The sequence below is a fragment of the Mucilaginibacter endophyticus genome, assembly GCF_003351025.1.
Classification (GTDB): domain Bacteria; phylum Bacteroidota; class Bacteroidia; order Sphingobacteriales; family Sphingobacteriaceae; genus Mucilaginibacter; species Mucilaginibacter endophyticus.
Window position 1 is genome coordinate 282296 of sequence record NZ_QPCG01000006.1, and the last position, 26122, is coordinate 308417.

Consider the following 26122-nt stretch of genomic DNA (forward strand, 5'->3'; position numbering starts at 1 on the left):
AAAGGGATACTTAAAATTGAAATTATTATGAAACCGGGCGATAAGGTAATTTGTATAAATGACAAAATAGACCCTGAAAAGATGGCCGAAATACGTCAGGACTTCGAGATATGGATCACCAAAGATAAGGAATACACCATACGTGAAATACTTGATAACAATGGCATAGTAACCGGCTTGCTATTGGAAGAGGTACATAATTTCCCAAAATTCTTTAAACTGATAAACCGTTTCCAGGAACCGGCTTTTGCCCAATGGCGTTTCAGGAAACTGAACTATGCTACTCAGCAGGCACAAGAAGAAGTTAACGAAGAACTGGTACTTGTTGAGCCAAATGAAAAAGAACAGCAGCAGGTAAAGGCAAAATGATTAACAATGTAGCGCTATCAGGCTCTCTGCATTTAGCATCTCCATTGTTAAAATAAGTTAAACATTTGGCCTAACCCGTTCATAAACGGATATTTATATAGTGAAACCGCTGTATATAAATATCCGTTTATGAAAAAACTACCCGCGTTGTTTTCATTATTAGCATCAATTGGCTTGTGGTATGCCTGTGTTCAGCACCCGCAAAGCAAAAAAGTGACTCTTCGATCTGATTTACAAGTCAATAACCATGGTGTTAACATTGCCTATACAGATACGGGCAGAGGTGATACTACCCTGCTTTTTGTGCATGGCTGGTGCATTAACAAAAGCTATTTCGACAACCAGGTAAAACACTTCAGCAAAAAATACCGGGTGATTGCTATGGATCTGGGAGGCTATGGCCAATCGGGTAAAAACCGCAACTCATGGACAACAAATGATTTTGCCGGTGATGTAACCGCTGTAATAAATACGCTTAAATTAAAAAACGTAATACTCATTGGCCATTCCATGGCGGGCGAAATTATTGTACAAGCCAAGCTTAACGCACCACAACAAGTTATAGGCCTGGTTGGTATTGATAACTTTAAAGGTTTTGACGGAAAACCTGAAAGCACGAATGCAAAAGCAGATTACGCAAAAGCCATAGCCGAGCTAAAAAAACATTTCAAAGCAGTTACCACAGCGTATTTTAACCAGGATCTTTTTTATAAAACAACCAACACAGCCATCAGAAAACGGATACTCAATGATGTAGCTAATGCCGATAGCGCTATTGCCATAGCAAGCATGGAAGATAATGGCTTTAATACCGTAGCCAAACTTAAGGCCACAAAAACAAAACTCCACCTCGTTAACAGCGACTATACCCCTAATGATACCATCGGTTTTATCAAGGCAGGTATCCCCTATCAACTATTACAAATTCATGCAACCGGGCACTTCCCTATGATTGAAAAACCTGTTGAATTTAACCAGCTTCTGCAGCAGGCTATTAATAAGATTTAACTGATTGAAACAGCTTTAAACCTAATTTTATTCATTTGTTATATATGATAAAAATTCCAAATAGCATAATTAAAATCCATTCTAATAAGCATAATCACTTGCGGCACCTGCTTCTACAAGCTGAGTAAGCAGTGCTTTCAGAATAGCCTCGCGAGTCCATTGCTGTTCTTGTATCGATGCATCATCCCTGTACCATTGCACAGGCGCATTAATTTCTATGCGGGTTTTATAAGCAAAGTTCTTAGTCGGGTGCAACCTGGTACCTTCATAACTATTCAGGTTTTCGGTTTTAATTATGCGGGCCATATCACGCACACGAATATCTACTTGCAGGCATTCATCAATTGAATTTTTGAAATCCTGTTTATCCTCCAACCATAAAGTAAGTACTTCGTCTGTCAGGTCATGATCGGCAATGGTTATCCGGCTATAATCATAGTCAACCGAAATAATAAGCCACCAAAGCTGGCTTTTAAGTTTTTGAGAAATTTTTATCATGGTAATTAGTATATTATTTTAGTTCAATAAAGTTTATGATGCGTTATTACCGCTTAAATGAAGGCATCCACCCAGGTATATATTTTTGAATAGCGGCAATTTCGTCGCGATATTTTTCGCATGCCATCCTGTACCCTTCTATGCGTTGCAATACCTCCTGCTCATTTTCTACGTCGGTTCTATATTCATTAATACTGATTTGCGCCGGTTGCCTGAGCGCCGAAAATGCTATATACATGGTGCCGTTATTATTGATTATTATCTATATTTTCTTGATTTTAAAATACAGAATACCATAGTTCAACAAAAGAATACTCTTGATAAACAAAGTTCTATATTTTGATTTGTGAATAATTTGACTTACATTAGCAATTATCAACGAAACAAATATACAGAATAATCTTTATTAAAATCAAGAATAATCTTTAATTATTTTTAATCATGGAAGACGGATCAAAACCCAACAAAATAAAGATTGTGCGTCCAGAAACATTGGAGTTCATTATCATTTACAACCAACTTAAAGGAAAGGCATTTAACGGCAATGCGCAGTTAGCCGAAGCTTTAGGCTTTAACTCTCCAAGCTCAATCACAGAGATAATAAAGAGCAGACAAAACATAGATCCAGAAAAACTCCGTATTTTTAAAGAAAAATACAAAGATTACATATCAGGAGAAATAAAACAGAATTTTTCTGAATCAAAACCTGTATCCAAACACAGCGAAGGCATACCGATGTATGAAATTTCCGCTACTGCTTCCGGCGTGGAAGTATATAATGACATTAATGATTCCCAGCCCGTTGGCCATATGAATTTCCCGGGTATTGAGGATTGTGATTTCGCGCTTCCGGTTTGGGGGCACAGTATGTACCCATATCTTGAAAACGGATGCTGGGTGGCACTAAAAATAATTCACGATAAAAAGATCCTACCCGGAGAGGTGTATTATATCGAGTGGGGAGATTATCGCATGTACAAACGCCTGCTTGCCGGCGATAGTCCCGACGAGGTAATTGCCCACTCAGATAATACAACCGAAATGGTTGGCAACCGGTTAAAATACGCACCGTTCATTATAAAAGTAGCCGATATCAAAAAGCTTTGTCTTGTTAAAGACATTCACAAAAAACACAACCACTAATCTTTTTGGTAGCTGCATTTTGTTATTACCGCAACAAAATGCAGCTGTCATTATTCCGCCATTAATATTAAAAACATTATATAATTAACAACATTCTTACGCATATACGGTTAATGTAGTACACATTAATTTATCTACGCCCTGCTTATTGTTCCGCAGTACTTTTAAACCTTTGAAGATGCCGCGAATCAAAATTATAGTATTAAGCAAGGCTAAATTTTTAAGCGATGCAAAGTGAGATGTTAAAATTTGTTATTAATGAACTCAGTGTTGGTAACTGGGTACAAAACTCTGCATTTTATGCCCTACTCCTCCTATTATTCTGTACAGTTACCCGGCAAATACAATCTCCTTCAAAAATTGTACCTAGAGAGCGCCGCGCTTTGAAGTAGCAGATAAAATTTATTACAAAATGCAAATCTTCCAGCCTTAAACTTCCATATTTTAGCGACGTCTTTTTCGACAGATAGAATGATAATCAGACTGGCCACCCTCAACGATATACCACAGATTTTAATACTTTGGTACCAGCCATGAAAGCAGCGGGTAACTTTCAATGGGATGATGACTATCCCAGTAAAGAGGTATTTACTAACGATATTGACCTTAGCCAGCTTTGGATAGCCGAAATTAACGGGACTATCGCAGGCGTAGCTGCAATCACTACCGATCAGGATGCCGAATATGCCCAGGCCGGGCTTGACATCACCGAAACCGCCATCGTTACACATCGCCTTGCTGTAAACATCAATTACCAGGGTCGCGGTGTTGCAGCAGCGCTTTTAATACAAGCCGAACAAGAAGCCACCAGGCGTGGAATTAATACATTACGAATTGACACTAATATCGCCAATCAGGCAACTCAAAAATTATTCCCCAAATTAGGCTATGTTTTGGCAGGAGAAATCAGCTTAGATCTAAGACCAGGCCTAAGATTTTTATGTTATGAAAAACGGATAAACCACAATTAACAATAAAGAAAGCATTTGCACGAAATTTCTCATTTTCTTTCTTTTGAAATTTCACACTTTTACACAAAACATACAGTCATTTCTCAATAGTTATTCACAAATGAGCAATTTTTCAACAATTGCCTTTTAGTTTATTTTTTATTCAGGTATATTTAGTTCAATTATAAGCCGCCGGCCCTGAGTCCGGAATCATAAACCTGTAACAATAAAGAGAGAAGAAGATGGATCCTATAATGATGCTGGTAATTGCCGCTATTATTGCTGCTATAATTTTAGTAGAATTTAACAAACAACAAAAAGCAAAAGTGACAGATAACAGTCATATCACTTTTGATGTTCAACAAGCATACCTGCTTAAAGCTGCCGAATATAAAATAGAAGTTATTGAAGACCATCAAAAGCACAGTACCGCCACAAACAATATTGATGTTCAACATCTTGAAGAAGAACTAACCCAATTAACCAAAGCCTTTGAAAAAGGCGACATTCAACTAAAGGAATTTAACCTTAAACTGGATACCCTGCTCAACAATATCGATCCGAACAAAGTATCGCTGGCGCAGGCTTCTTAATTCCTTTACTATTATTTCAAGAGCACAACATAACCTGATAAAGGTTTGTTGCCATCCTTAAGATCAACCACGTAATAATAAGTACCGGAAGGCAATACATACCCGTTAAAAGATCCATTCCAATCTTTGCTATAGCCCACCGAACGGAAGATCCCGGCACCGTACCTATTAAATACGTTCACTGTACAGTTTGGATATGCAGCAAGTCCTGTTATGCGCCAGGTATCATTAACACCATCGCCATTTGGAGTAAAAGCATTTGGAATAAGCATTTGTTCAAGTACATTAACCTTAATACTGGCCGATGCCTGACATCCCCCTGCAGATGCTACCGTTAATGTATATGTAGTAGTTACAGTTGGCGACGCGTTTGGAGACGAAACAGCTAAATTACTTAACCCAACCGAAGGCGACCAGCTATAATTAACAATTCCATTGGATAGTATTGGCGACAAGGTAATACTTTCACCTTTTTTAATGGTAACATTCCCGTTAAACGCAACTGTAGGCAGCTCGTTGGTTTGAATAAAAAACTCTTTGCTGATGCCCGGTATAGCGCATTGTCCAGAGCTACTTATGGTACAAGTTAACACATCGCCGTTTTTCAGAGTACTGCTTTTAAACTTATCGCTGTTTCCGCCAACGTTAACGTGATTCAATTGCCATTGATAATTAGGATTAACGCCCGGATTAGGTGACGCTGCTGTAAAAGTTTGATCAATCCCTTCACAAGCAGGGTAAAACGATGAGTGGTTAATAGTTACAATTGGTGTTAGTGGTGAATTATATGAAGGCGATATCGGGGAAGAAGTTGCACTTAGGGGACCGCAATCACTTGTATTAGTCAACGTAACGCTCACTTTATCAATAGCCGTTATAGTAGCAGGTGCTGTAAATGTCTTATTGTTATTATGCTGATCGATATTGTTGATCTCCCAACGATAAGCAGAGTTAGCAACCTCGGTTCCATGGGTATTTGCCACAAACATTACCGACTGCCCCGGACAAGCCAAATCCGGTTGTTCGACCGTTACTACCGGGAGCACTACCGGCGTTGTATACTCAGGAGATACCGGAGCAGAAGTTGCACTCAGGGGACCGCAATCACTTGTATTAGTTAGTGTAACAGTCACTTTATCAGCAGCAGTTATAGTAACAGGTGCTGTAAATGTCTTATTGTTATTATGCTGATCGATATTGTTGATCTCCCAGCGGTAAGCGGAATTAACGACCTCGGTGCCATGGGTATTTGCCACAAACATTACCGACTGCCCCGGGCAAGCCAAATTCGGTTGTTCTACCGTTACTACCGGAGGCACTACCGGCGTTGTATACTCAGGAGATACCGGAGCAGAAGTTGCACTCAGGGGACCGCAATCACTTGTATTAGTTAGTGTAACAGTCACTTTATCAGCAGCCGTTATAGTAACAGGTGCTGTAAATGTCTTATTGTTATTATGCTGATCGATATTGTTGATCTCCCAGCGGTAAGCGGAATTAACGACCTCGGTGCCATGGGTATTTGCCACAAACATTACCGACTGCCCCGGGCAAGCCAAATTCGGTTGTTCTACCGTTACTACCGGAGGCACTACCGGCGTTGTATACTCAGGAGATACCGGAGCAGAAGTTGCACTCAGGGGACCGCAATCACTTGTATTAGTTAGTGTAACAGTCACTTTATCAGCAGCCGTTATAGTAACAGGCGCAGGAAATGTTTTATTGCCGTTATGCTGATCTATATTGTTGATCTCCCAACGGTAAACAGAGTTAGCAGTCTCAGTACCATGGCTATTTGCCACAAACATTACTGACTGTCCCAGGCAAGCCAAATCCGGTTGTTCCACCGTTACTACCGGGGGCACTACCGGTATATACATAGGCGATATCGAGGCTGAAGTTGCACTCAATGGACCGCAAACACTTGTATTGGTCAGCGTAACAGTCACTCTATCACCCGCAGTAATTGTAGCAGGCGCCTGGAATGTTTTACTGTTATTATGCTGATCAATATTGTTTATCTCCCAGCGGTAAGCAGAACTAACATTCTCAGTACCATGTGTATTTGCCACAAACATTACCGACTCCCCCGGGCAAGCTAAATCCGGTTGCTCTGCTGTTACTAACGGCGTTACTAACGGTATATACATGGGTGATGCCGGAGCAGAAGTAACGGATGGCGAAGTTGTACAATCAACGGTATTAGTCATAGTTACCGTTATTACATCTGTACTGCTAATTTCAGAGCTTATAAAATTTACACTATTGCCCCCCCGGGGATTGCCGTTTACGTACCACTGATAATTTAGATTATTGGGCGGATTGGGCGTCAACGCAACAAGTATCACCTGCTCGCCGGGACAACCTAAAATCTGCTGATTAATACTCACTCCCAGTGTCATAATCTGGCTTACCATTCCGCTTACCGGCACCTGAATATCCGTTGCCCCTGCTGATTTTAATAACACAGTACCCGTTAGGTTTCCAGCAGGCGCTGTTGCTGCAGAACGAACATATACTGCAATTCCATCTCCGTCAGGCGGCAGCTCCAAATCAGCAAGTGGTATGATGACAGTGCTGCCATAGCCGCCTAACGGCGTTAACGACACTTCAAAATTGGCAGGAGCTATAACAATTGCATCGTTGGTGAGGTTAGTTCCCGCCACCAAGACTGTTTGATAATTTGCAGATGCTGTCCCAACACAAGCTGTAATAGTCCCGCTGGCACTGCTACCATTGATAACCGGCTTTGCCACATCATCAACTTCTATGCTCATTATAAACTTACTGCTGCCGGCTGCATTATATGCGGTAACAGTATAATTAGTAGCTGGCCATAAAACTGTAGGCGTGCCAGTAATAATGCCTGTTTTAGGATCAAAGACAAGGCCGGCAGGCAACGCTTTATCAATGGTATACCCGGTTGCTATAACACGTTTTATAGCATTTTTACCATACTCAGCCACGTATAAATTACCATCCGGCCCAATTGTTATACCACTCGGGCTACTAAAATGAACATTGGCACCAACCCCGCTTTCCGCTCCTACAGGGCCGCCCCCTGCTATAGTTTTAACTTCACCATCCGGCGAAATCCGCCGTACGGTGCCCACCCCACCATCCGTAACATATAAATTACCGGATGGATCAACCGTTATCCCCACGGGAAATTGAAAGTTAGCTGCTGCTCCGTTTCCATCACCTGTACCAAAGGAACCACTCCCGGCTATTGTTGTAACCAGCCCGTTAGGAGTAATTTTACGTATCACAAATCCCCCGGGGTCTGCAACGTAGATGTTCCCATCTTTGTCAACTGCAAGTCCGGCCGGTTTGTTAAACTTGGCACCAGGTCCCACTCCATCTAAGGTCCCTGCGGCCGGTTGGCCAGCAAGCGTATATACATACCCCGACGGAGAAATTTTGCGGATTGCGTTATTCCCATCCGACACATAAAGATTATCGTCCTTATCAATCGCAATACCATTAGGATTGATAATATTTGCCACATCACCCGGACCATCGGCAGTACCGCTTTGGTTAATACCGGCAAAAACTGTAATTATCCCAGCAGGTGTAATTTTTAGTATGTTGTGATTACTGTAATTTGCTACAAATAAATTGCCGCTTTTATCCTTAACTACGCCGCGGGGGTTATTAAGCTTGGGCACGTTAAACGGGGGACCAGGCAACGCATCGGCGGCTATTGACGAAACCTGCCCGGAAGCACTTATCATGCGGATTCCACCGCCACTTTCGGCTATATATGTATTTCCTTCGGCATCCATACTTATACCATATGGCAATTTAAACTGTGCAGCAGCCGCATCACCATTTACATTGCCAAACTGACCTGTACCCGCTACAATCTTAGTTTCACAATAAATAGTGGCAGGCACAGCGCCACCGGTATTTGAAGGACTTAATAGCGTTATTTCGGCACCAAGAATATAAACATTGGGAGTGGTATAGGTAATATCAGGCGCCTGGCCAAAAGTCGAAAGAGCTATTAGCCAAAGCGCAATTGCTGCTATTGCCGGTTTCAGGAAAGTATGCACTGCTGTTATTTTAAATTGTAAGCAGGCGAGTTCCAGAATATGGAAGATAATAAGAGCAGATATAATTGGCCATTAAATTGCAGGTAAGGTTATCGTAATCTGTTTTATCTCATCAGTCTACCAATCACTTATAGACATACTAAAATAAGTTTTTTCCGGCAACTCAATTAACGTTATATGATTTTAATTATTCAGTTCTGGATTACGGCCGAAAACAAAAAAAGCCGGCAATGCCGGCTAATATTTTGAAAAAGAAGAATAATGTTTTATTTGGTATTAATTACGCCTGAAGCCACCTTTTTGGCCGCCACCGTTAAAGCCAGGACCTTTATCTTCGGCTATGTTAACCGTGATCCTGCGACCATAATAACTTGCTCCATTCATGCAACGTATTGCTTCTTTCGCTTCATCCTCGTTAACCATCTCCACAAAACCAAAACCCTTACTCTCTTTTGTTTCGCGATCTTTAATGATCCTGAGCGATTTAACAGGCCCAAAGTCACCAAAAACAGCTGTTAATTCGGCCTCATCTACTTCTAAAGGAAGACCTGCAATAAATACTTTCATCAATGTTTTTAAAATTTGCGTAAAGGTACAAAAAAAGAGCCATATTACCGCCCCTCAAAGCGTTAATGACAATTTAGTAATGGCTTTTTTACCTTAATATTACTGAAGAAAAGTTTTCCGAACCAACGTAAAAACAGAACTGAATTTTATTTAAGCTGTAGCTCAAAACTGCCCTCAACACGATAAAACGGAGAGTCTGATTTATCATCTTTAGCTAAAAAGGTAAAAAAGGTACCTTTAGCAATCATGTTGTCATGATTATACTGATCCATATCTATCTTGCCAAAATCCTGCTGACCGGCATATTTGGTGAGTGTATATTGCAGTAAAGGCTTTTTGTCGTCAACTTTAAACAGAAACTGGCTTCCGGCTACATCATTACTGGTTTTCACCGAGGCCAACCCTAATGAGCTAATGCCAAAACTCATGTTATGTGCCTTATTGATTGCTGTGATGCCGAAATATTTGTCATCGCCGTTATGCACATTGATAAATGCGATTGAATCCTGACTGGCATCGAAAGTATAAGTTGAATCTTCGATGGTAACCTTTAAGGTGCCTTTTCCTGCAAGGAAGTTACCCGGGGTATTGATAATGTTTACTGATGATACGCTGTCTTTACTTGTAGCTGTTTTAACCGCGCTAATATCCTTCACCTCCTCGTCTTTTTGACAGGAAGTTAAGGCCACCGAAATGGATAGACTTAGTAAAACAAACCATTTAGTAATACTGGCACGAATCATAGGCTTATTGGCGAATAAACATAGCAATAAATAATTACAAATCTCATTAATTGTAGTTAAACAAATTAATTTTTTAACTTTTTTTAACCTTTGTATGATATACGTCAATATTCATGCAAAAGTTGCTATTTTACTGCACCACAAGGCACTTTTAATAAAAATGCAAAAAACAAATAAACAACAACCTGTTTTCAGGGACTTTTACTTGTAACAAATGCAAAAATTAAAATCTGTGGTGTATACAATACACTGTCAGTCAAATTAATACATGACAATTAAAACACCTCGCCTACATTAATAAACAGTCCTTTTGATCCTTCACGTCCGAAACCATAATCAATGGCAATATTGGTTTTAGACACTTTGTTCAACTTTACCCTTAAACCTGCGCCAAAACCGGGCTGTATAGTTTGTAAAGCCGTACCGGGCGCTGCCGAAAATGATTCGCCGTTTACAAAGGCTACGCCGCCAAGCAAACCGTTGCGCATTATCTTAAACCGGTACTCACTTTCCAGGTAAACCATTTGCGCCCCCCTGAACCGGCCCTGTATATAGCCGCGGCCTGTAGTAAAACTTGGATCATGCCCTGTGGCCGGCAGATCAAGATATGCCGGGCGACCATGTATTACCAACCAATCGTACGACCAAAAGGCCAGCACATTATCTGAACTTTCAGGGAACCTGAAATACTTACGTACATCAACAATTAACGAACGCCAGGCAGTTGTACTTCCTAAAAAGGTATAATTGTCCCGGTACTGCAATGAGCTGTAAAAACCGCGTGAGGCATTGATTGGGTTATCGCGACTGTCATACAACCCGCTAAATGTTATCCCTGTCGATATGGCATGGCTAACGGGGCCATATCTTTCATAATCTGATACTTTTCCATTGAGCTGTCCCTTCTCGTACATATTCCACCGGTCGTCAAAAATATAGCCCAAACCGGCATAAAAATTCCCGGCCACATTGCGCAATACAGTCTCATGAAAACGGAAAAAGCTATAAACTAAAGGATTCTCATTATCCCTGTCAGAATTACTGCCCAAACCAAAACTGCTTTGCGGATATTTGTAAAACCTGAAATCGCCGATAAAATCATACTTATTGTTTTTTGACCAGATGTTTGATTGTATAGGGATAATTACCTGTTTATTTTGAGTGTACGCAGGATTTACTGTTATTGTGGAGATACGCGTATCTGGCGCTAACCTGAAAATTACATTGCCGGATATGGTACCGGCCAGGCCGGTTTGCAAAGTATATCCTATGGCAGGGATAATTGATATTACAGGTTTTGAAGTTACAGAGTCAACCTTACCTGGCTTCTTGCTTTCGCCAAAAATGGATCCTATAACATCAAAAATATCTTTATCAAAGGTGGTATCGGGATGGGTGACAAGTATTGTATCCTTATATTTAGTATGCCCTATGGGGATGTATTTTTGATCCTGGGCATGCACCCGTATGCCTATGAGCAAGCCTGCAAATATTAAAATGCCTGTTTTATTAATACCCATTATAATTATTCGATGCAGGATGTGTAAAGGTTATATCCGTGCAATTATAAAATAATTATTTAAGTTATTTGTTTGTGCAAAGTCTTATTGCGCCTTGAGCCGGGGATCGAAAGTGAACTTATTTACGGCGCTGATGGTTATCTTGTCGTAATCGGGATGGGTCGGGTTGAACAGGTAATTATACTCCAGATCGATAATTGCCGAGGGTACCTTCAAAACAGCTGTTTCCATTTTACGAAGCCAGGTATCACCAAGCATTTGGGTAGCCGGGTAATTGATTACCTTATACCAATTGGCATTAAGCTTTTGAAGCTGGTTTAAAGTGATCTCAAATATGGGCAGAGTATCGGGTATTTGAAATATAATTACGGAAAAGTCGCCGGCGTACAAAGCTGTTCCAGGTGAATGTGCCAGTTTTTCGAGACATGAAAGGGCAAGGGAGCCACCCGTATAGATCATGTATTGCCCCAATGAGTTCCAGCGGCCGTCAATACCTGAACCCTTACGGTCATGAGCGTATTTAGTTTGGCTTATCCGGTAAACGTTCAAAAGGCAGGGTAGATAAATTAATAAATTATTAGCGATCAAAAATACAGTTCTATCAGGAACAATCAACAATTCACTAAATCATTAATTCAATAATTGATATTAAGCAAGCACGCCATAATCAATGCGGATCAGCTGACTTATCACAATACTAATACCTGTTATGGTATCAAGCAGGTCATAAGGAACAGCATCGATACCCGGATTGTATTGTTTTAACCAGCCTTTAAACTGATCAAGGGCACCAAATGTATCAAGGCCTTTATCAAAAAGTTCAAAAAGCTGGATAATATGCTCGCTAAGCCCCTGGTTTAATTCATGAGCGCTTTGCAGATGCTTACGTAAGGTAGGCTCAGTAATATGCAGCCATTTGGCAATATCACTTTGAGTTGCACCGGTTACTTTTAATAAATCGGTGATGGAATTGGAATGCAACCCTTGTTTTATAGCCCCAAGTTTAGCTAAAGGCGATTTAAAATAGGTTTCATAAGGCACCAGCAGATCATTAAAAACCTGCATAGGCGCATCGGTAAATACATAAGGACGGGATGCCGCCTGCCCTTGCCTGGCTTCGATAGCCGTACTACGGTGTTTGATTGCTTTGCTCATATACAAATGTAAATATTTTCTATTAAAAAAGAAAATATTTACATTTAATCATAATCAGCACTTACTCTCTGTAACTTTTATCAGCACAAAATTATTACCAATAAAATTAGTAATTGTAAAAAATATTTCCGACATTTGATTATTCTTTTATGCCATTCGGCATTATAAACATAATGAAACCCGATATATCTTCCTGCAATAACGCCGCCCAGATTAGGCGGCTTATTGATAAATATTTCGACACTATAAAAGGTGAATACCACCTCGAACAAAAACCTTTAAAAAGCAGCAAAGACAATGCAGAAACTATTGAACACAAAGTTTGGGACCGTGAGCCTGAACCGGCCACCCTCTCGGGATTGGCCCTCGCCCTTGGCTTTAGCAGCCGACAGGAATTTCAGGATTATGTGCAGCATGGCTGTTTTTCGCAAGCTGTTAAACAGGGAGTTTTACGTGTAGAAGCCAGTTATGAAGCACATTTACATCAAAATACAACAGGCGCAATGTTCGCGTTAAAAAGTATGGGATGGAGCGAAAAACATGAGCAGGCAACAGCCAATTCAGAAACCGAAAACACCCTCAAAGTAGAGATCTTTGACGCTGGTCCTCCTCCTGCTGCCAGCGAAAAAGATGTAAAATTATAACCAGGTATCCAACAGCACTTCAGCCAGCAGATAAACAATTAATAATCATGACCAATGACGAAATAAGTACCGAAATTACACTTAAAGAACCGGAAGGTTTTCACTGCTCAATCCTGTTTAAACAAAATTACCTTTCAAAAGCACACATCGTGATTAACCAGGGCGGCACCAGCAGCGGTAAAACATTTGCCATTGAACAGGCGCTATTTTGTATCGCCGGCGAAAACCCCAAGCAGGTAATCACTATAGTAGGCCAGGATATCCCTAACCTTAAAGCAGGTGCGATGCGCGATGCGTTGAATATATATGGATCTTCGCCGGTTTTACAGGCAAAAATTAAAAACTATAATAAAAGTGATCGTATTTTTGAGTTCGCTAACGGTAGCATAATCGAGTTCAAAAGCTACGATAATAGCCAGGATGCTAAGTCTGGGAAGCGTGACTATTTGTTTATAAATGAAGCTAATGGCCTTACCTGGGATGTATATACCGAACTGGCCCTTCGCACTAAAAAGCGCATTTTTATCGACTACAACCCCAACTCAGGCTTTTGGGTACATGAACATCTGATCGGGAAACCGGGCGTACAACTTATTGTATCCGACCATAGGCATAATCCCTTTTTAGCACAGGAAATGCACGATAAAATAGAAGCCTTAAAAACCATTGATATTGAGCTGTGGAAAGTATACGCCCGCGGCTTAACCGGCAAAATAACCGGGCTGATATTTGACAACTGGCATATCTGCGAGTCAATCCCGGCAGATGCACGTTTGATAGCGCTGGGCCTGGATTTTGGTTTTACCAATGATGAAACCGGTTGTATCGAGCTATACCAACAAAATGGAGAGTTGTGGGCCAATGAGTTATTTTATGAAACAGGCCTAACCAATACCGATATATCTGCAAAATTAAAAGCAGCCGGGGTAAGCATCAATAACGAGATTATTGCCGATAGCGCCGAGCCAAAATCAATTGAAGAGCTAAAACGCCTGGGCTGGCGTACCGCAGCCGCAAAAAAAGGCGCCGACAGCGTCAAAAACTCTATTGATATCCTGAGGCGTTACAAAATAAATGTAACCCGTAACAGTGTAAACCTTCGTAACGAGCTTAACCGTTATAAGTGGCGCGTGGATACAACAGGCAAAACCATTAATGAGCCTGTTGATTCATGGAACCATTTAATAGATCCGTTAAGGTATATCGCTCTTAATAAATTAAGAATAAGCAACACTGGAAAACTTCAATCACGCCTGCCTCAACAGCAAAGCAGTCAACAAACAAACGCGTTACACGGACTGATCTGAGCGTTACAATAAAAACCGATACAGATTTTAATTATGATAGAACGAATAGTAAAAACCACCGCGGGTAAACTTCGCATTCAGATGCCAACGCAACTAAATGAAATAAGTCTTGGTCAAATGATGGACTTGCAAGCTAAGACTGATATAACGGACACTGAGGCTATCAGCATACTTTCCGGTATACCCGTTCCTGAGCTTCAGAATATCAAAAACTATGATGAGTTGCACCAATTTGGAGACACTGTGCTTTCATTGTCGGGCCAGATCAAATACCTACACAGTAGCAATGTAATCCCGAAAGAGGTAACTTTCACGTTACCGGGCATCAATGGATCCTCGCTCAAACAAACAAGGGTAAAAGTCATGCAAAACCTCTCGGTTGAACCTGCGGGTGCTTTTATGGCGGCACGCGATATCATTACCGAAGAAATAAACGCGCATATAAAAACGCATGGCGAAGATGACTGGGAGGAACATTTTAACCCTTCGCTAACTGCCTGCTGCCAGGTGTTGGCGCAATACTTTTACTGCCGGGCAACGGGTAAACCATACAACGAATATGAGGTTGAAAGCTTTATGGATGAAGTAAAAAAGCTACGGGTAACGGAGGCACTGCCCATCTCGAGGCATTTTTTTACATGTTATCCGAACTTATCGATAGCGAAAACAAACTTCTGGCTTCGGCTACTACCGCGCTTGAAAAAAGGGCGGGGATCCAATCGTTCGAAAAATTCAAGTATATCAATACAGTAAACTCATTAGCCGGTGGCGATATTACCAAATGGCACCTGATCATGAGTATGCCATATGAGCGGGTACTCACCAAACTCCTGTTAAACAAAACCGAGGCCGAGTATCAAAAACGGTACAGCGAACTATCTCAAACCTCAATTTAAGTGCCTTATCCCTGGCAAGGCTATTAACACAATTAACCAACCCAAACCGGGGATTTGGGCCCTATAATTATTATGCGTAACCAAATAGAAGCTATTGTACAAACACTTAACAGTCAGCCGGCATTTGCCTACGGCACCCAGGCCGAATTAAATACCCTTGCAGACGACATTACCTTTCCATGCGTATTTCTCTATCCGCCTCAGCCCATTGAGGTTAGTCCGCAGGTTAATGGTTCTGTTGATAATACATTTACTCTTTATATGGAGTTCCTGTTTAAAACTGATTTTGGACAGTATACAGCCGAAAACGAAACCTACATAGCGCAGGCGCAGCAAATGGCCAATCAGTTTGTGGTAAAAGCCTCTAAATACCGTGAAGGAGAGGGTAGATATTTCAGAATCAAGGCTGGGCAAAAAGCCAAATGTGTACCGGTTTATAACAAGTTTGATGTTAATACCACAGGAGTTGGTTTAACTATAACACTATCAACCATGTACTTCGACATTTTTTAAATGACTCCCTCCTTAAAACAAACTCATAAATAAATGAATATTACAGCTACAATAAATGAAATCATCAGCTCAACAACCTACCCCGATCAAAACGGCGGACGGATAGACCAGGGCGATGTATTTATAAGTATTATTGACGCAGATACCAGGCAACCTACTAACGGCAATAATTGTGAAGTGACCTATCAGCGTAACCAAAACGGGATAACAAACAATTACACGGTTATTGTGGCCGGACAATCGTTTCCCCTTTATTCCGGGGTGATCAGGGATTTTGAATACAGTCCCCAGGGCGATATGATCCGAAGTGATTACGTATCGTTCACCTTAATTTCTGTAAAAGCAGGGAACACCCCACCTGTTAACCCTTCTGTTTGCGATCTGAAGATAAACTATATCGATATAAACAAGATCGAATCGGCCCCGGGGGCTGCAGATGCCCAGATCACAGTTCATGCAAGCTCAAGTTTCGCATCCATATCGTATAGTATTGACATGGGCCAGAACTGGCAAAGCTCAGCCGTTTTTACAGGTTTAAGTGGTGGATTAAAACATGTAATGGTTAAAGACAGTAATCCACTGGGATGTACCGATACTGCGGATGTAAGTATCCCAACAGCCACAAACCTATTAACCGGCGATCCTTCAGTAGCACTTCCCGATGGATATGTGTCCCGCTGGAACGCGGCGTTTAACCCCATAGTGTTTACCTATCAACGGAAAGATTTCACAATAAAAAGCATAACGGCGGATAGTGAAAAAGGCTACGCGAGCATCAGCATTAATGCAAATCTTAACAATACTAATACAGGATTGGCAAAAGTTAAGGAAGGTGATAAAGTATACCTTTATACGCCGGCGTATAAAGGAATTTATATTGTAGATAAGGTTATCGGTATAAGCACTATTGTAATTAACACGCCATTTGCAGGAGACGATATTACCGGCTTTATTAATATAAACAGCATGTATCCATATTATGAACTGCACACCCGTATAACTTATACCGATCCTTTAACCAACGCATCGGCCACAATAAAATCAGTAAATCGCCCAGATAATACGGGATTGATTAAAGCTGATCTGTCAAACTTTTTACAGAGCTTATTACGCCCGTTTGATGGCAATAATTACAACCAGATTGATTACCGCGATACAAACCTCTGTGCCGAATTTACGGTTGAATATGCTCAACACTATGATGATGGATCAGCCGAAGGTTTTACAAGCAACTTCAACCAGATTCAGCATCCGTACTATGTAGTTTACGCTGCCAAACAACTTGGGGATAAATACGGGGGGAACCTTGCCGCCTATGTACCCGATATCAATTCACCCGCGCAGTGGATAACAGATTTTAAAGAACCTGCATATTCAGCCGGATATCCATTTGATATCGGGTTTCTTTATACCGGTGAGATGTCAACGCTTCAACCCTATTGTCAGCTTACTTTATTGGATATCAACCGAAACCAACTCCCCGGCGGTTCGGAACCGGATTATCTGCAAAATGAAGATAACTCATGGATCCTGAATGAGGATGGCAGTAAGTTTAACATTGGCAATCAAACATCTTTTACAATGCCGTTAAGTGGCCTTGGGGGACTGCACCGGTTGGTGATCAATGCAAATTTTCCGCCCGAGGCATATTATTTCAACCTCCAGATCAGGTATGACAATGAAAATGGTTCACATTCCTTAACTCAGTTACAAACCATGAGGATCGATGACGCGGTTGATGACAACTCTGTATATCTGAGATGGATCGGGCTGAGCGGCGCCTGGAATTACTATCGTTTTGTATTTAATCAGGAAATAAGCCTGGATGTTCAGAATGCGGTTATCATCAAAAACTTTGTGCAAAACTGGCAAAGCCAACAAGGGATTGAAGAAGTGATCAGCAAAAGTGCGGGGCAAAAAATGAAAGTTATGGCCGAAGACCTGTCCGTAAATGATATTCGAGGGTTACAATCCATAAAATATTCGCCAAAAGTCCAGATGCTGATGAATAAAAACCCGGTTAAATGGCAAACCATAGTAATCAATACGGCAACCTACAGTGAATATGAAACACGCAACGGGCAGGCTCCTTTTAGTATTACCTTCAATATGCCGTCAATAAATATTCAAACCCAGTAAGCAACGGCTACCTTTTAAAAAGTATGTTGTCAATTCCGTGGTAATGATCACCATTAAAAACGGTTGAGCTTTCATAGGTAACCTCAAGTGTATTTTCTGTAAGCTGAATAACCGTATAAGTACCGGCATAAAATGCTGGCGTATCACGGCTTATCATTAACACTTTCTCAGTTAAGGTGTAATTATATTTTATCAGGGCCGTTTCGCCCGCTGGGGTAAGATTTGACGTGTATCCGGAACCATCAGCATCAAAAACCTCAAAATCAGTAGTGCTATAATTGGACCGACTTGTATCCCTCAGCAGCACGTTGTTCTTGTAGCTGCGGGTATGGTATTTTTTCAGATACCATTTGCCCACAATGGTAACCTCAGGATTGGCGGCACTATTGTCCTTTTTACATGATAACAGGCAGCACGCCAGTGCAACAACTACAAAGAAAAATTTCATATGCATTGAAATGCAATTTTAGGATTGCTACCAGAGCCGGAAGCAACAAATAAACTTAATAAATTATTGATAACAAACCAATTGTTTTTAAACAGCCTCTACTAACAATTCCATGAACCAGATTCAACTTTATATTAATGATCAATTGGTCGACCTAAGTGACGATAGCCCAATAGCGCTTACCTTCCAGATCAATAACCTGGCCGAGGTTAAAAACCAGCAGGGTAACACCAGTAACCAGTTTCAACTCCCTTTAACGCAACGTAACCGACAAATTCTCGGCTTTCCGGATGATATAGCTTTTACTACCGCACTACCTTATGATAATTACCAGGCAAAGGTGATACAGGATGGGCTCGAAATTATCCCTTACGGGCTTGCTGTGCTCAACGGCATTGAACAGGATATGGCCAACGTAACTATTTTAAGCGGTAATGTCGATTTTTTTGACGCGCTTGAAGGCAAAATTTATGACATGGGCGATAGCAGCAGCTCGGTTACTAACTTAGGGAAAAACCTGCCTTGGCAAGTTTATGACCACCCCTGGAACCTGGGAACCATTATTGCATCGCAAAAAAAGGAAGAGGGTTGGATCTGGCCCGTTGTTGACTATGGGTCGATCAATGAGATCGACTTTGATAAACCTTTGGATGTTTATACCATGCGCCCCGGCTTTTTCATTAAAACAGCAATAGAACTCATGATAAGCAACACTGGTTATAAAGCAAGCGGCTCTTTACTTAAAAACGAGTTATATCCTAAACTTATTTGCCAGTTTGCCAATGATGAATTTGAACATGGTACTGATTTTCAAAATTCTGTTGATGGTTTAAGTAAATCCGCCTCGATGTTGTATGTAACCAATAAGGAACTTGTAATTGATGGCGGCCAATTAGGTATGCATGCCAATGATAATACAGACAGAACATTGCCAATAGGTTTTCAGGAATACCATGCAGCCGATCGGGTTAATGGTACCGCGAGCCTTATTCTTGATCTGGACATGCATGGTGTGGCCAATACCGGCGACAACGGATACTTTGAACTCATTATCAATTACCGGGATGCCAGCGGGCACGAAAGTGAGGCTACCAGGCAAACCATAAACTTTACCGATAAAGCATATCCGCCAAATACCCGCGAACGTACGGAAACCGTCAAAAACTTAAAATTAACGTACGATTTTGAGCTTAATAAAGGTGATTCGGTATTTATTACTTACCACCTGCATCGTTATAATACTACAGTCTTTATTCACAAGGGTGCGGCATTTAGGTTTGATGTTGATCAAAAACCGGTTTTGTATGGCCAACAGGTTCAATGCGAACGTATTTTTCCGGATATCAGTCAGAAAGATTTATTGAAGGATACTTTACAACGATTTGGGATAGTTTGCCAAACGGACAACAGTACCAGAACCGTTTCTTTTAACTCATTTGCAGATATTGTTGCCAATATTCCCATCGCAAAAAACTGGACAAGCAAATGTATTGATCAGGGTAAAACCATAAGTTTTCAACTCGGCGGCTATGCGCAGGTTAATTACATGAAATACAGGGACGATGATAATGTATTGCCTAAAAAACTGGCCGATTCGGAAATCATAGTGAAAGATAAAACCTTGCCCGCCAGTGCAGATCTGTTTGAAAGCCAGTTTGCCCCTACCCTTAACCGGGTTTTTACCGGCGGAACCATAGCCCAAATTAAAAAGCTTAATCCGGACAGTGACAGCAATGATTTTAGTATCAGTACATCTCCAAGAATATTGATTGATCAGAAATTAAACCTACTCAATCTCAAAGACTCACCCATCGTAAAATTTACCGACGGAGAAAAGACAGTAGAGGTAAATGACATTGTATCCGTACCCTATTTTTACAAGCCAGATGGTGAATTTAATCTCTGCTTTTGTGACAAACCCGGGACCAACGGTAATATATTATCAGGTTTAAAAACAAAATATTACCCCGAGCTCGAAAAAATACTTACTCAAACAAAAAAGGTAGTGAGATATTTTTTGCTTACGCCCCGCGATATATTGGAACTTGATCTGCTCATCCCAGTACATCTTGAACAGGATAGCTGTTACTATTATATCAATAAAATTGATAGCTGGCGTAAGGGACAACCAACAAAGGTTGAATTGGTGAAACTGGGGTAATTATTTTAAGATAGTTAAAAACAACTTTTAATTAAAATATTGAAGCATTAATAAATGTTAGAAAATATTCAATCTAACTATTTTTTTTATGGAAACCGCCACTTATATTTACCAATAAAATTAGCAAATCCTAAATTATCATGTTAAAAACGGAAAGACTGGAACTTAGTAACAAAAAAAAGAAAAAAAGAATTATCTGGTTAATAAGTATCCTTTTCATAGTTGCAGCTGGTTTCGCCACGTTTTGGTATAATAAAAGTTATCTGGCACTTTATTATTTAGCCGTAAAATACAATCACTTTAAATTAAATGACAAACTTTATGCTAAAAACCGCCTCGTTAATAGTACTTCAACTTATGGGCCATACAATGTCTCTTTATATAGAAAAATTAAGCCTATAAATAGTAATTCATCAGGCAAGCCTTTCATGATGCGATGCGCCTGGTCGATAAGCAGCGATAGTTTGTGTAAGTATAAAACCGCCTATATAGGCAATTATACCGGGTATGAAATATATGGCATGGCGAATGATGAAAACAAATATCATCCTATGACTTTCTTTTCGATAACAACAAACAAAAAAGCATTAGTTAAAGATTACCTGGATGCACTGCCTGCGGGATATGAATTTGATGAAGGGCCGCTCTATGTGACGTTGTTTGAAGTAACAGACAAAGAATCTCCTATTTTTAGAAAATAAAACTATCAGGGATCGATCTCTTCTAAAATAAATCTCCATCTTTAATTCAATAGAAATAACCTTTTGTAAACTATTGAAATATTAATAAATTAAAAAATATTGAGTTTCAATAGTTTTGTCGAAGCCGCCGCTTATACTTACCAATAAAATAGCTAACCTTAAATTATCATGATTAAGACTGAAAGTCAGCAACAGAACAAAAACAATAAACGAACAATTTGGCTGATAACCGGCATCTCGATTATCCTAATAATTGTATCCGTATTTTTTGTTAATAAACGTTTTTTAACGCTTTGCTATCTTAACTTTAAGAATAACCACTTTAAAATTAACGACAAGTTATATGCTCAGGATCGTTTGCTTGATAGTTCATCTCTTATAACCTTATATAGAAAAGTTAAACCTATAAACGGTAATTCGAATGGACGCCCGTCTATGGCAAGCTCTGGCTGGGTAATAAGCGCTGATAGTTTACGTAAATATAAAACCGCTTGTATAGGTGTATATACCGGATACGAAATTCAAAGCATGGAAAATAGAAACAATAAATATTTCCCGATGATTTTCTTTTCTATCACGACAAACAAGAAAGCACTAATAAAGCAAGACTTTGACAGTAATCCACCAGTTGGATACGAATTTGAAGATGGCCCTCTTTATGTATGGGCAATTGAAATAACAGACAAAGAATCTCATATTCTCAAGAAATAAAAGATTACCCAAGGTCGAATCTTTCTTACCTAAACAACTCTCTATGTAAAATAAAAAGAAATATAGCATAATTGCTATCACAGTTATTTTAATAATCATCGCGTTTTTGGGCATTACCAACAGAAAATTGATAATGGTTCACTATATTAATTACAAGGTTAACCACTTCAATAAAGGTGATAAGGTTTATGCATATAAATATTTTGTGGATGATGTAACATCGGTTAATTTGCCATTAAAGCGTTTGATCAAATCGACAACGTCATCTGATTTCAAGCTTATACCCTCAGGAAATGTAATTGTAAATGATAGTCTAAGCAAATACAAGTCATCATATATCGGCAATTATATTGACTACAAAATATTTCCTTCCACTGATAAAGGCAAGGAAGGGATCTGGCGCGTTTACTCTATAACGCCCAATTGGAAGGTGATTAAAAAAAACGCATCAATTCCGCCTCCTTTACCGCCAAATTATGTATTTGCGGATAACAATTTCTATCTAAATTGGACACGATGTGCCGATAAAGAATTAAATAAATTTAACTAAGCACTACTGACAACGCCTTACCTAAGGCGCTTTGTTTAAATTATGCCAAACAGCATTAAAAACATAATATATGACTAATTACAATTACAAACTTGACATCAATAACGATGATATTGAGAAAGCAAAAAAATATACCGATGCTTTAAATGAATTAAAAAAAGCAGTTGTTGGTGTAAATAGCAAGTTTCCCGAATTTTCGGACGGATTAAAAGAAGGTATTAAAGCTATTGGTGAGAAGTTACCGGAAGTGGTAGACGCGATGCAGAAATTAAACGAACAAAATAAGGAACTTGCGGCATCCGGACAGAAGCCTAAGAGTGTTTTAAAAGAATTAGCTTCATCTTTTCTATCGTGGAACTCCCTTATTTCGGTGGGCATCACCCTACTTGCCAGTTACAGCGATGTAATTATTGATTGGATTGCTGATATGCTCAAGGGGCAAACCACGCTATCGGCTTTGGGTAAAGCCATGAAGGATACTGCAATTATTACCGAATCGCTTATACAAACCAAGTTGAAAGCCGATCAGGCAGCGCAAAACGAAATTACCAATCTCACGGCACTGTATCGTGCTACCCAAAGCCATAACTTATCAATGGTCGAAAAAAAGAAAGCTGCGGCTGAGCTGATAGACCAATGGCCCGGAACATTTAAAAACATGAAAGATGAAGCCATTATAGCGGGAGATGCGGCAACAGCCTACGGAAAATTAAAAGATCAAATTTATGCTACTGCCTATGCGGAAGCTGCAAAAAGCAGGATTACAGCGAATGCAAGCAGGACACTGGAAAATGATTTAAAAATAGAGAAAGAAAGGGTCAATAATTTAAAAATACGGGCCGAACAAAAGAAACAGCAAGACAGTCTGGAGAAGTTAGATTTTGATGACAATGATTCATTTATTGATAGATGGTCAAAAAGTAATGCGATAGCTGTAAAAGCAGATAAACCATTTCAAGACGATCTAAAAAAACAAAACGACTTACTGGCCGCCAGTGACAAAATCATATATGATTTATCAACGGATTCGAAACTACTAAACAACCAGAATGAAAAATTATACCAAGAAATTGAAGCGAGGCAGAAATTAATTTTAGCCGGAAAGAAGTTAGCTGAAAGCGGTCCGGATAATACAAATAACAGCGGCCCTATTATTTCTCATAAAAAGGTAGAAAAACCGACGATTGAACAAACCCGCTCTGCCGAAATACTTCAAGCCAAAGCAATTGATTTTGGGAAACAAATTGAACTTGATAAGCAAGATTATGACACTGAACTTTCGTTGTTAAATGATCAGTATAACAAAAAGCTGATTGGCCAGGACGAATACAACAAAAAAAGTGAAGAGCTCCAACAAAAATTTCACCTCGGCATTGGCGATAAGATCCAGTTTTTCAATAAAAATGATTTTGCAGAAGCGCAAAAGCAAATGCAGGCTATGATAGACGCCCGGCAGCGTGAGGATACCATGGCAAAGGATCAAAAAAAGGTTGATAATGCGTTATTGCCCGGTCAAAGGTTAGATGCGGAGAAACAACTTATTAATGATAAATACACTTATGAGATAAATCTCGCTGCCGGTAATGCTGAAAAAATCAAGACACTTGAAGATCAAAAGCAAAAGGATATTACAGCCTTAACCCAGCAATACGAACAGCAGCGTAGAGAATTTGCCTTGCAAAGCGCACAACAAGTGGCCGACAAAGCTTTTTCTATCATTCAAAATAACATTAAAACTCAAAGCGATGCCAGGGTAAGAGGATTGGAAAAAGACAAAGCAGCTGAACTAAGCAATAAAAACCTAACAAATACCCAGAAAAAAGCGATTGAAGATAAGTATCAAAAAAAGGAAGCCGCAGAAAAAGTCAAAGCCTTTAAGTCCGAACAGAAAGCGTCGATACTTCAGGCCATTATTAACGGTGCATTAGCGGTTACCAAGGCGACTTCTCAAACAGGTGTATTGGCTCCTTTTGTAATTCCCGGTATAATTGCATCTACGGCTTTACAGGTTGCAACCATAGTAGCTCAAAAACCACCGCAATATGCAAAAGGCGGTTTACACTATCAGTCTGATGGTCGGGGAGCGTTATTATCAGGTTACAGCCTAACTGATAATACCAACGCTTATCTCCGTTCGGGTGAAGCAGTTGTTGTATCCGAAGCCATGCGCAATCCCTGGGCCCGTAACCTGGTAAGTGCTATAAACGTAGCGCACGGTGGCCGCGACTTTTCGATACCTAACCCAGGGCGCGGCTATGCTGTAGGTGGTATATTTACCGATGGCGGTAACGCTAACCGCTATTATAATCAACCGGTTAATGATGTGAAAGATCTGGCCAATACACTCGCCTATCAAATGATCAATAACTTCCCCCCTGTTTATGTTGATGTGAAGGACATTAACAATCAACAAAATATCCTTGCCCAAACCATCAACCGTGTAAACCTGTAAATAGACTATGCCAATCATCACACTAAACATACCTCTAACCTCTAACCTCTAACCTCTAACCTCTAACCTCTAACCTCTAACCTCTAACCTCTAACCTCTAACCTCTAACCTCTAACCTCTAACCTCTAACCTCTAACCTCTAACCTCTAACCTCTAACCTCTAACCTCTAACCTCTAACCTCTAACCTCTAACCTCTAACCTCTAACCTCTAACCTCTAACCTCTAACCTCTAACCTCTAACCTCTAACCTCTAACCTCTAACCTCTAACCTCTAACCTCTAACCTCTAACCTCTAACCTCTAACCTCTAACCTCTAACCTCTAACCTCTAACCTCTAACCTCTAACCTCTAACCTCTAACCTCTAACCTCTAACCTCTAACCTCTAACCTCTAACCTCTAACCTCTAACCTCTAACCTCTAACCTCTAACCTCTAACCTCTAACCTCTAACCTCTAACCTCTAACCTCTAACCTCTAACCTCTAACCTCTAACCTCTAACCTCTAACCTCTAACCTCTAACCTCTAACCTCTAACCTCTAACCTCTAACCTCTAACCTCTAACCTCTAACCTCTAACCTCTAACCTCTAACCTCTAACCTCTAACCTCTAACCTCTAACCTCTAACCTCTAACCTCTAACCTCTAACCTCTAACCTCTAACCTCTAACCTCTAACCTCTAACCTCAAACCTCTAACCTCTAACCTCTAACCTCTAACCTCTAACCTCTAACCTCTAACCTAAATGGATATCAAGATCGCCAACACACTATTTGATGAGGGTATATTCTCGGCTATGTACAAAGCTGGCTTCATTACAACCAAGGTATTTGTATACCGCGAAATTTATTTATGGGTAACTGCACAGCAACAAACCCGGGGGATTTCGAAAAACCAGGCAGTGCTTGAGGCCGAAGTCAAGTTTGGCAAAGACGAGCGTACAATATGGCGTGCACTAAACAGTTTTTCGGCCCAAACAGCTTAATCTGCAGCACTGACAA

Annotated in this window: 25 protein-coding genes; 16 read left to right on the forward strand and 9 right to left on the reverse strand. The window is 40.2% G+C overall.

Annotation, left to right across the window (positions count from 1 at the left end; translation table 11 throughout):
• The first annotated feature begins 27 nt into the window (after positions 1–27).
• Positions 28–369, forward strand: a complete 342-nt coding sequence (locus DUL71_RS24105; RefSeq protein WP_112575995.1) for a hypothetical protein — start codon at positions 28–30, stop codon at positions 367–369.
• Between the two features lie 129 nt (positions 370–498).
• Positions 499–1377 (forward strand): alpha/beta fold hydrolase, encoded by an 879-nt coding sequence (locus DUL71_RS24110; RefSeq protein ID WP_114940437.1) that lies wholly within the window; start codon positions 499–501, stop codon positions 1375–1377.
• Positions 1378–1458: 81 nt separating this feature from the next.
• Here the strand turns inward: DUL71_RS24110 and DUL71_RS24115 are convergent, their stop codons facing one another.
• Positions 1459–1875, reverse strand: a complete 417-nt coding sequence (locus DUL71_RS24115) for a hypothetical protein (protein WP_114940438.1) — start codon at positions 1873–1875, stop codon at positions 1459–1461.
• A 46-nt stretch (positions 1876–1921) separates the two neighbouring features.
• Entirely contained in the window at positions 1922–2113 is a 192-nt protein-coding gene (locus tag DUL71_RS24120) for a hypothetical protein (RefSeq protein WP_114940439.1), read from the reverse strand.
• Between the two features lie 203 nt (positions 2114–2316).
• On the opposite strand from DUL71_RS24120, the gene DUL71_RS24125 reads away from it, so the two are divergent.
• The 3 genes from DUL71_RS24125 to DUL71_RS24135 all read left to right on the forward strand — a co-directional run bounded on the left by DUL71_RS24125 (position 2317) and on the right by DUL71_RS24135 (position 4561).
• Entirely contained in the window at positions 2317–3018 is a 702-nt protein-coding gene (locus DUL71_RS24125) for a S24 family peptidase (protein WP_114940440.1), read from the forward strand.
• Positions 3019–3551: 533 nt separating this feature from the next.
• On the forward strand, positions 3552–3989 hold the full coding sequence (locus DUL71_RS24130; RefSeq protein ID WP_208645641.1) for a GNAT family N-acetyltransferase: 438 nt from the start codon (positions 3552–3554) through the stop codon (positions 3987–3989).
• A gap of 221 nt (positions 3990–4210) precedes the next feature.
• On the forward strand, positions 4211–4561 hold the full coding sequence (locus tag DUL71_RS24135) for a hypothetical protein (RefSeq protein WP_114940441.1): 351 nt from the start codon (positions 4211–4213) through the stop codon (positions 4559–4561).
• An 11-nt stretch (positions 4562–4572) separates the two neighbouring features.
• Here DUL71_RS24135 and DUL71_RS24140 read toward each other — a convergent pair whose 3' ends face one another.
• The 6 genes from DUL71_RS24140 to DUL71_RS24165 form a co-directional block, all read right to left on the reverse strand.
• Entirely contained in the window at positions 4573–8616 is a 4044-nt protein-coding gene (locus DUL71_RS24140) for a T9SS type B sorting domain-containing protein (RefSeq protein ID WP_114940442.1), read from the reverse strand.
• A 276-nt stretch (positions 8617–8892) separates the two neighbouring features.
• Entirely contained in the window at positions 8893–9183 is a 291-nt protein-coding gene (locus DUL71_RS24145; RefSeq protein ID WP_112575243.1) for an RNA recognition motif domain-containing protein, read from the reverse strand.
• 146 nt (positions 9184–9329) lie between these two features.
• A complete protein-coding gene (locus tag DUL71_RS24150) occupies positions 9330–9926 on the reverse strand; it encodes a hypothetical protein (protein ID WP_114940443.1) in 597 nt (198 codons plus the stop codon).
• Positions 9927–10201: 275 nt separating this feature from the next.
• Positions 10202–11446, reverse strand: coding sequence for a BamA/TamA family outer membrane protein (locus tag DUL71_RS24155; RefSeq protein ID WP_114940444.1), 1245 nt, complete (start codon positions 11444–11446; stop codon positions 10202–10204).
• Between the two features lie 84 nt (positions 11447–11530).
• Positions 11531–11995, reverse strand: coding sequence for an RES family NAD+ phosphorylase (locus DUL71_RS24160; protein ID WP_161964495.1), 465 nt, complete (start codon positions 11993–11995; stop codon positions 11531–11533).
• Positions 11996–12094: 99 nt separating this feature from the next.
• Positions 12095–12601, reverse strand: a complete 507-nt coding sequence (locus tag DUL71_RS24165) for an antitoxin Xre/MbcA/ParS toxin-binding domain-containing protein (protein ID WP_114940446.1) — start codon at positions 12599–12601, stop codon at positions 12095–12097.
• 173 nt (positions 12602–12774) lie between these two features.
• On the opposite strand from DUL71_RS24165, the gene DUL71_RS24170 reads away from it, so the two are divergent.
• The 5 genes from DUL71_RS24170 (at position 12775) to DUL71_RS24190 (ending at position 18100) form a co-directional block, all read left to right on the forward strand.
• Positions 12775–13245 carry a terminase small subunit gene (locus DUL71_RS24170; RefSeq protein WP_161964496.1) on the forward strand — a complete coding sequence of 157 codons (471 nt, stop codon included), beginning with the start codon at positions 12775–12777 and terminating at the stop codon, positions 13243–13245.
• Positions 13246–13292: 47 nt separating this feature from the next.
• Positions 13293–14552 (forward strand): PBSX family phage terminase large subunit, encoded by a 1260-nt coding sequence (locus tag DUL71_RS24175; protein ID WP_114940448.1) that lies wholly within the window; start codon positions 13293–13295, stop codon positions 14550–14552.
• A gap of 33 nt (positions 14553–14585) precedes the next feature.
• A complete protein-coding gene (locus DUL71_RS24180; protein ID WP_114940449.1) occupies positions 14586–15305 on the forward strand; it encodes a hypothetical protein in 720 nt (239 codons plus the stop codon).
• 215 nt (positions 15306–15520) lie between these two features.
• Complete coding sequence (locus DUL71_RS24185) at positions 15521–15961, forward strand: hypothetical protein (RefSeq protein ID WP_114940450.1); 441 nt, start codon at positions 15521–15523, stop codon at positions 15959–15961.
• 33 nt (positions 15962–15994) lie between these two features.
• Positions 15995–18100 carry a hypothetical protein gene (locus DUL71_RS24190; RefSeq protein WP_114940451.1) on the forward strand — a complete coding sequence of 702 codons (2106 nt, stop codon included), beginning with the start codon at positions 15995–15997 and terminating at the stop codon, positions 18098–18100.
• 7 nt (positions 18101–18107) lie between these two features.
• Here the strand turns inward: DUL71_RS24190 and DUL71_RS24195 are convergent, their stop codons facing one another.
• A complete protein-coding gene (locus tag DUL71_RS24195; RefSeq protein ID WP_161964497.1) occupies positions 18108–18548 on the reverse strand; it encodes a lipocalin family protein in 441 nt (146 codons plus the stop codon).
• A 112-nt stretch (positions 18549–18660) separates the two neighbouring features.
• On the opposite strand from DUL71_RS24195, the gene DUL71_RS24200 reads away from it, so the two are divergent.
• The 6 genes from DUL71_RS24200 (at position 18661) to DUL71_RS24225 (ending at position 26106) form a co-directional block, all read left to right on the forward strand.
• Positions 18661–20709 (forward strand): hypothetical protein, encoded by a 2049-nt coding sequence (locus DUL71_RS24200; protein WP_114940453.1) that lies wholly within the window; start codon positions 18661–18663, stop codon positions 20707–20709.
• A 140-nt stretch (positions 20710–20849) separates the two neighbouring features.
• Positions 20850–21410 (forward strand): hypothetical protein, encoded by a 561-nt coding sequence (locus tag DUL71_RS24205; protein ID WP_114940454.1) that lies wholly within the window; start codon positions 20850–20852, stop codon positions 21408–21410.
• A gap of 168 nt (positions 21411–21578) precedes the next feature.
• Positions 21579–22121 (forward strand): hypothetical protein, encoded by a 543-nt coding sequence (locus tag DUL71_RS24210; protein ID WP_114940455.1) that lies wholly within the window; start codon positions 21579–21581, stop codon positions 22119–22121.
• A 133-nt stretch (positions 22122–22254) separates the two neighbouring features.
• Positions 22255–22671, forward strand: a complete 417-nt coding sequence (locus DUL71_RS24215; RefSeq protein WP_114940456.1) for a hypothetical protein — start codon at positions 22255–22257, stop codon at positions 22669–22671.
• Between the two features lie 70 nt (positions 22672–22741).
• On the forward strand, positions 22742–25123 hold the full coding sequence (locus DUL71_RS24220) for a hypothetical protein (RefSeq protein ID WP_114940457.1): 2382 nt from the start codon (positions 22742–22744) through the stop codon (positions 25121–25123).
• A gap of 743 nt (positions 25124–25866) precedes the next feature.
• Positions 25867–26106 carry a hypothetical protein gene (locus DUL71_RS24225; RefSeq protein ID WP_114940458.1) on the forward strand — a complete coding sequence of 80 codons (240 nt, stop codon included), beginning with the start codon at positions 25867–25869 and terminating at the stop codon, positions 26104–26106.
• Positions 26107–26122 lie beyond the last annotated feature (16 nt).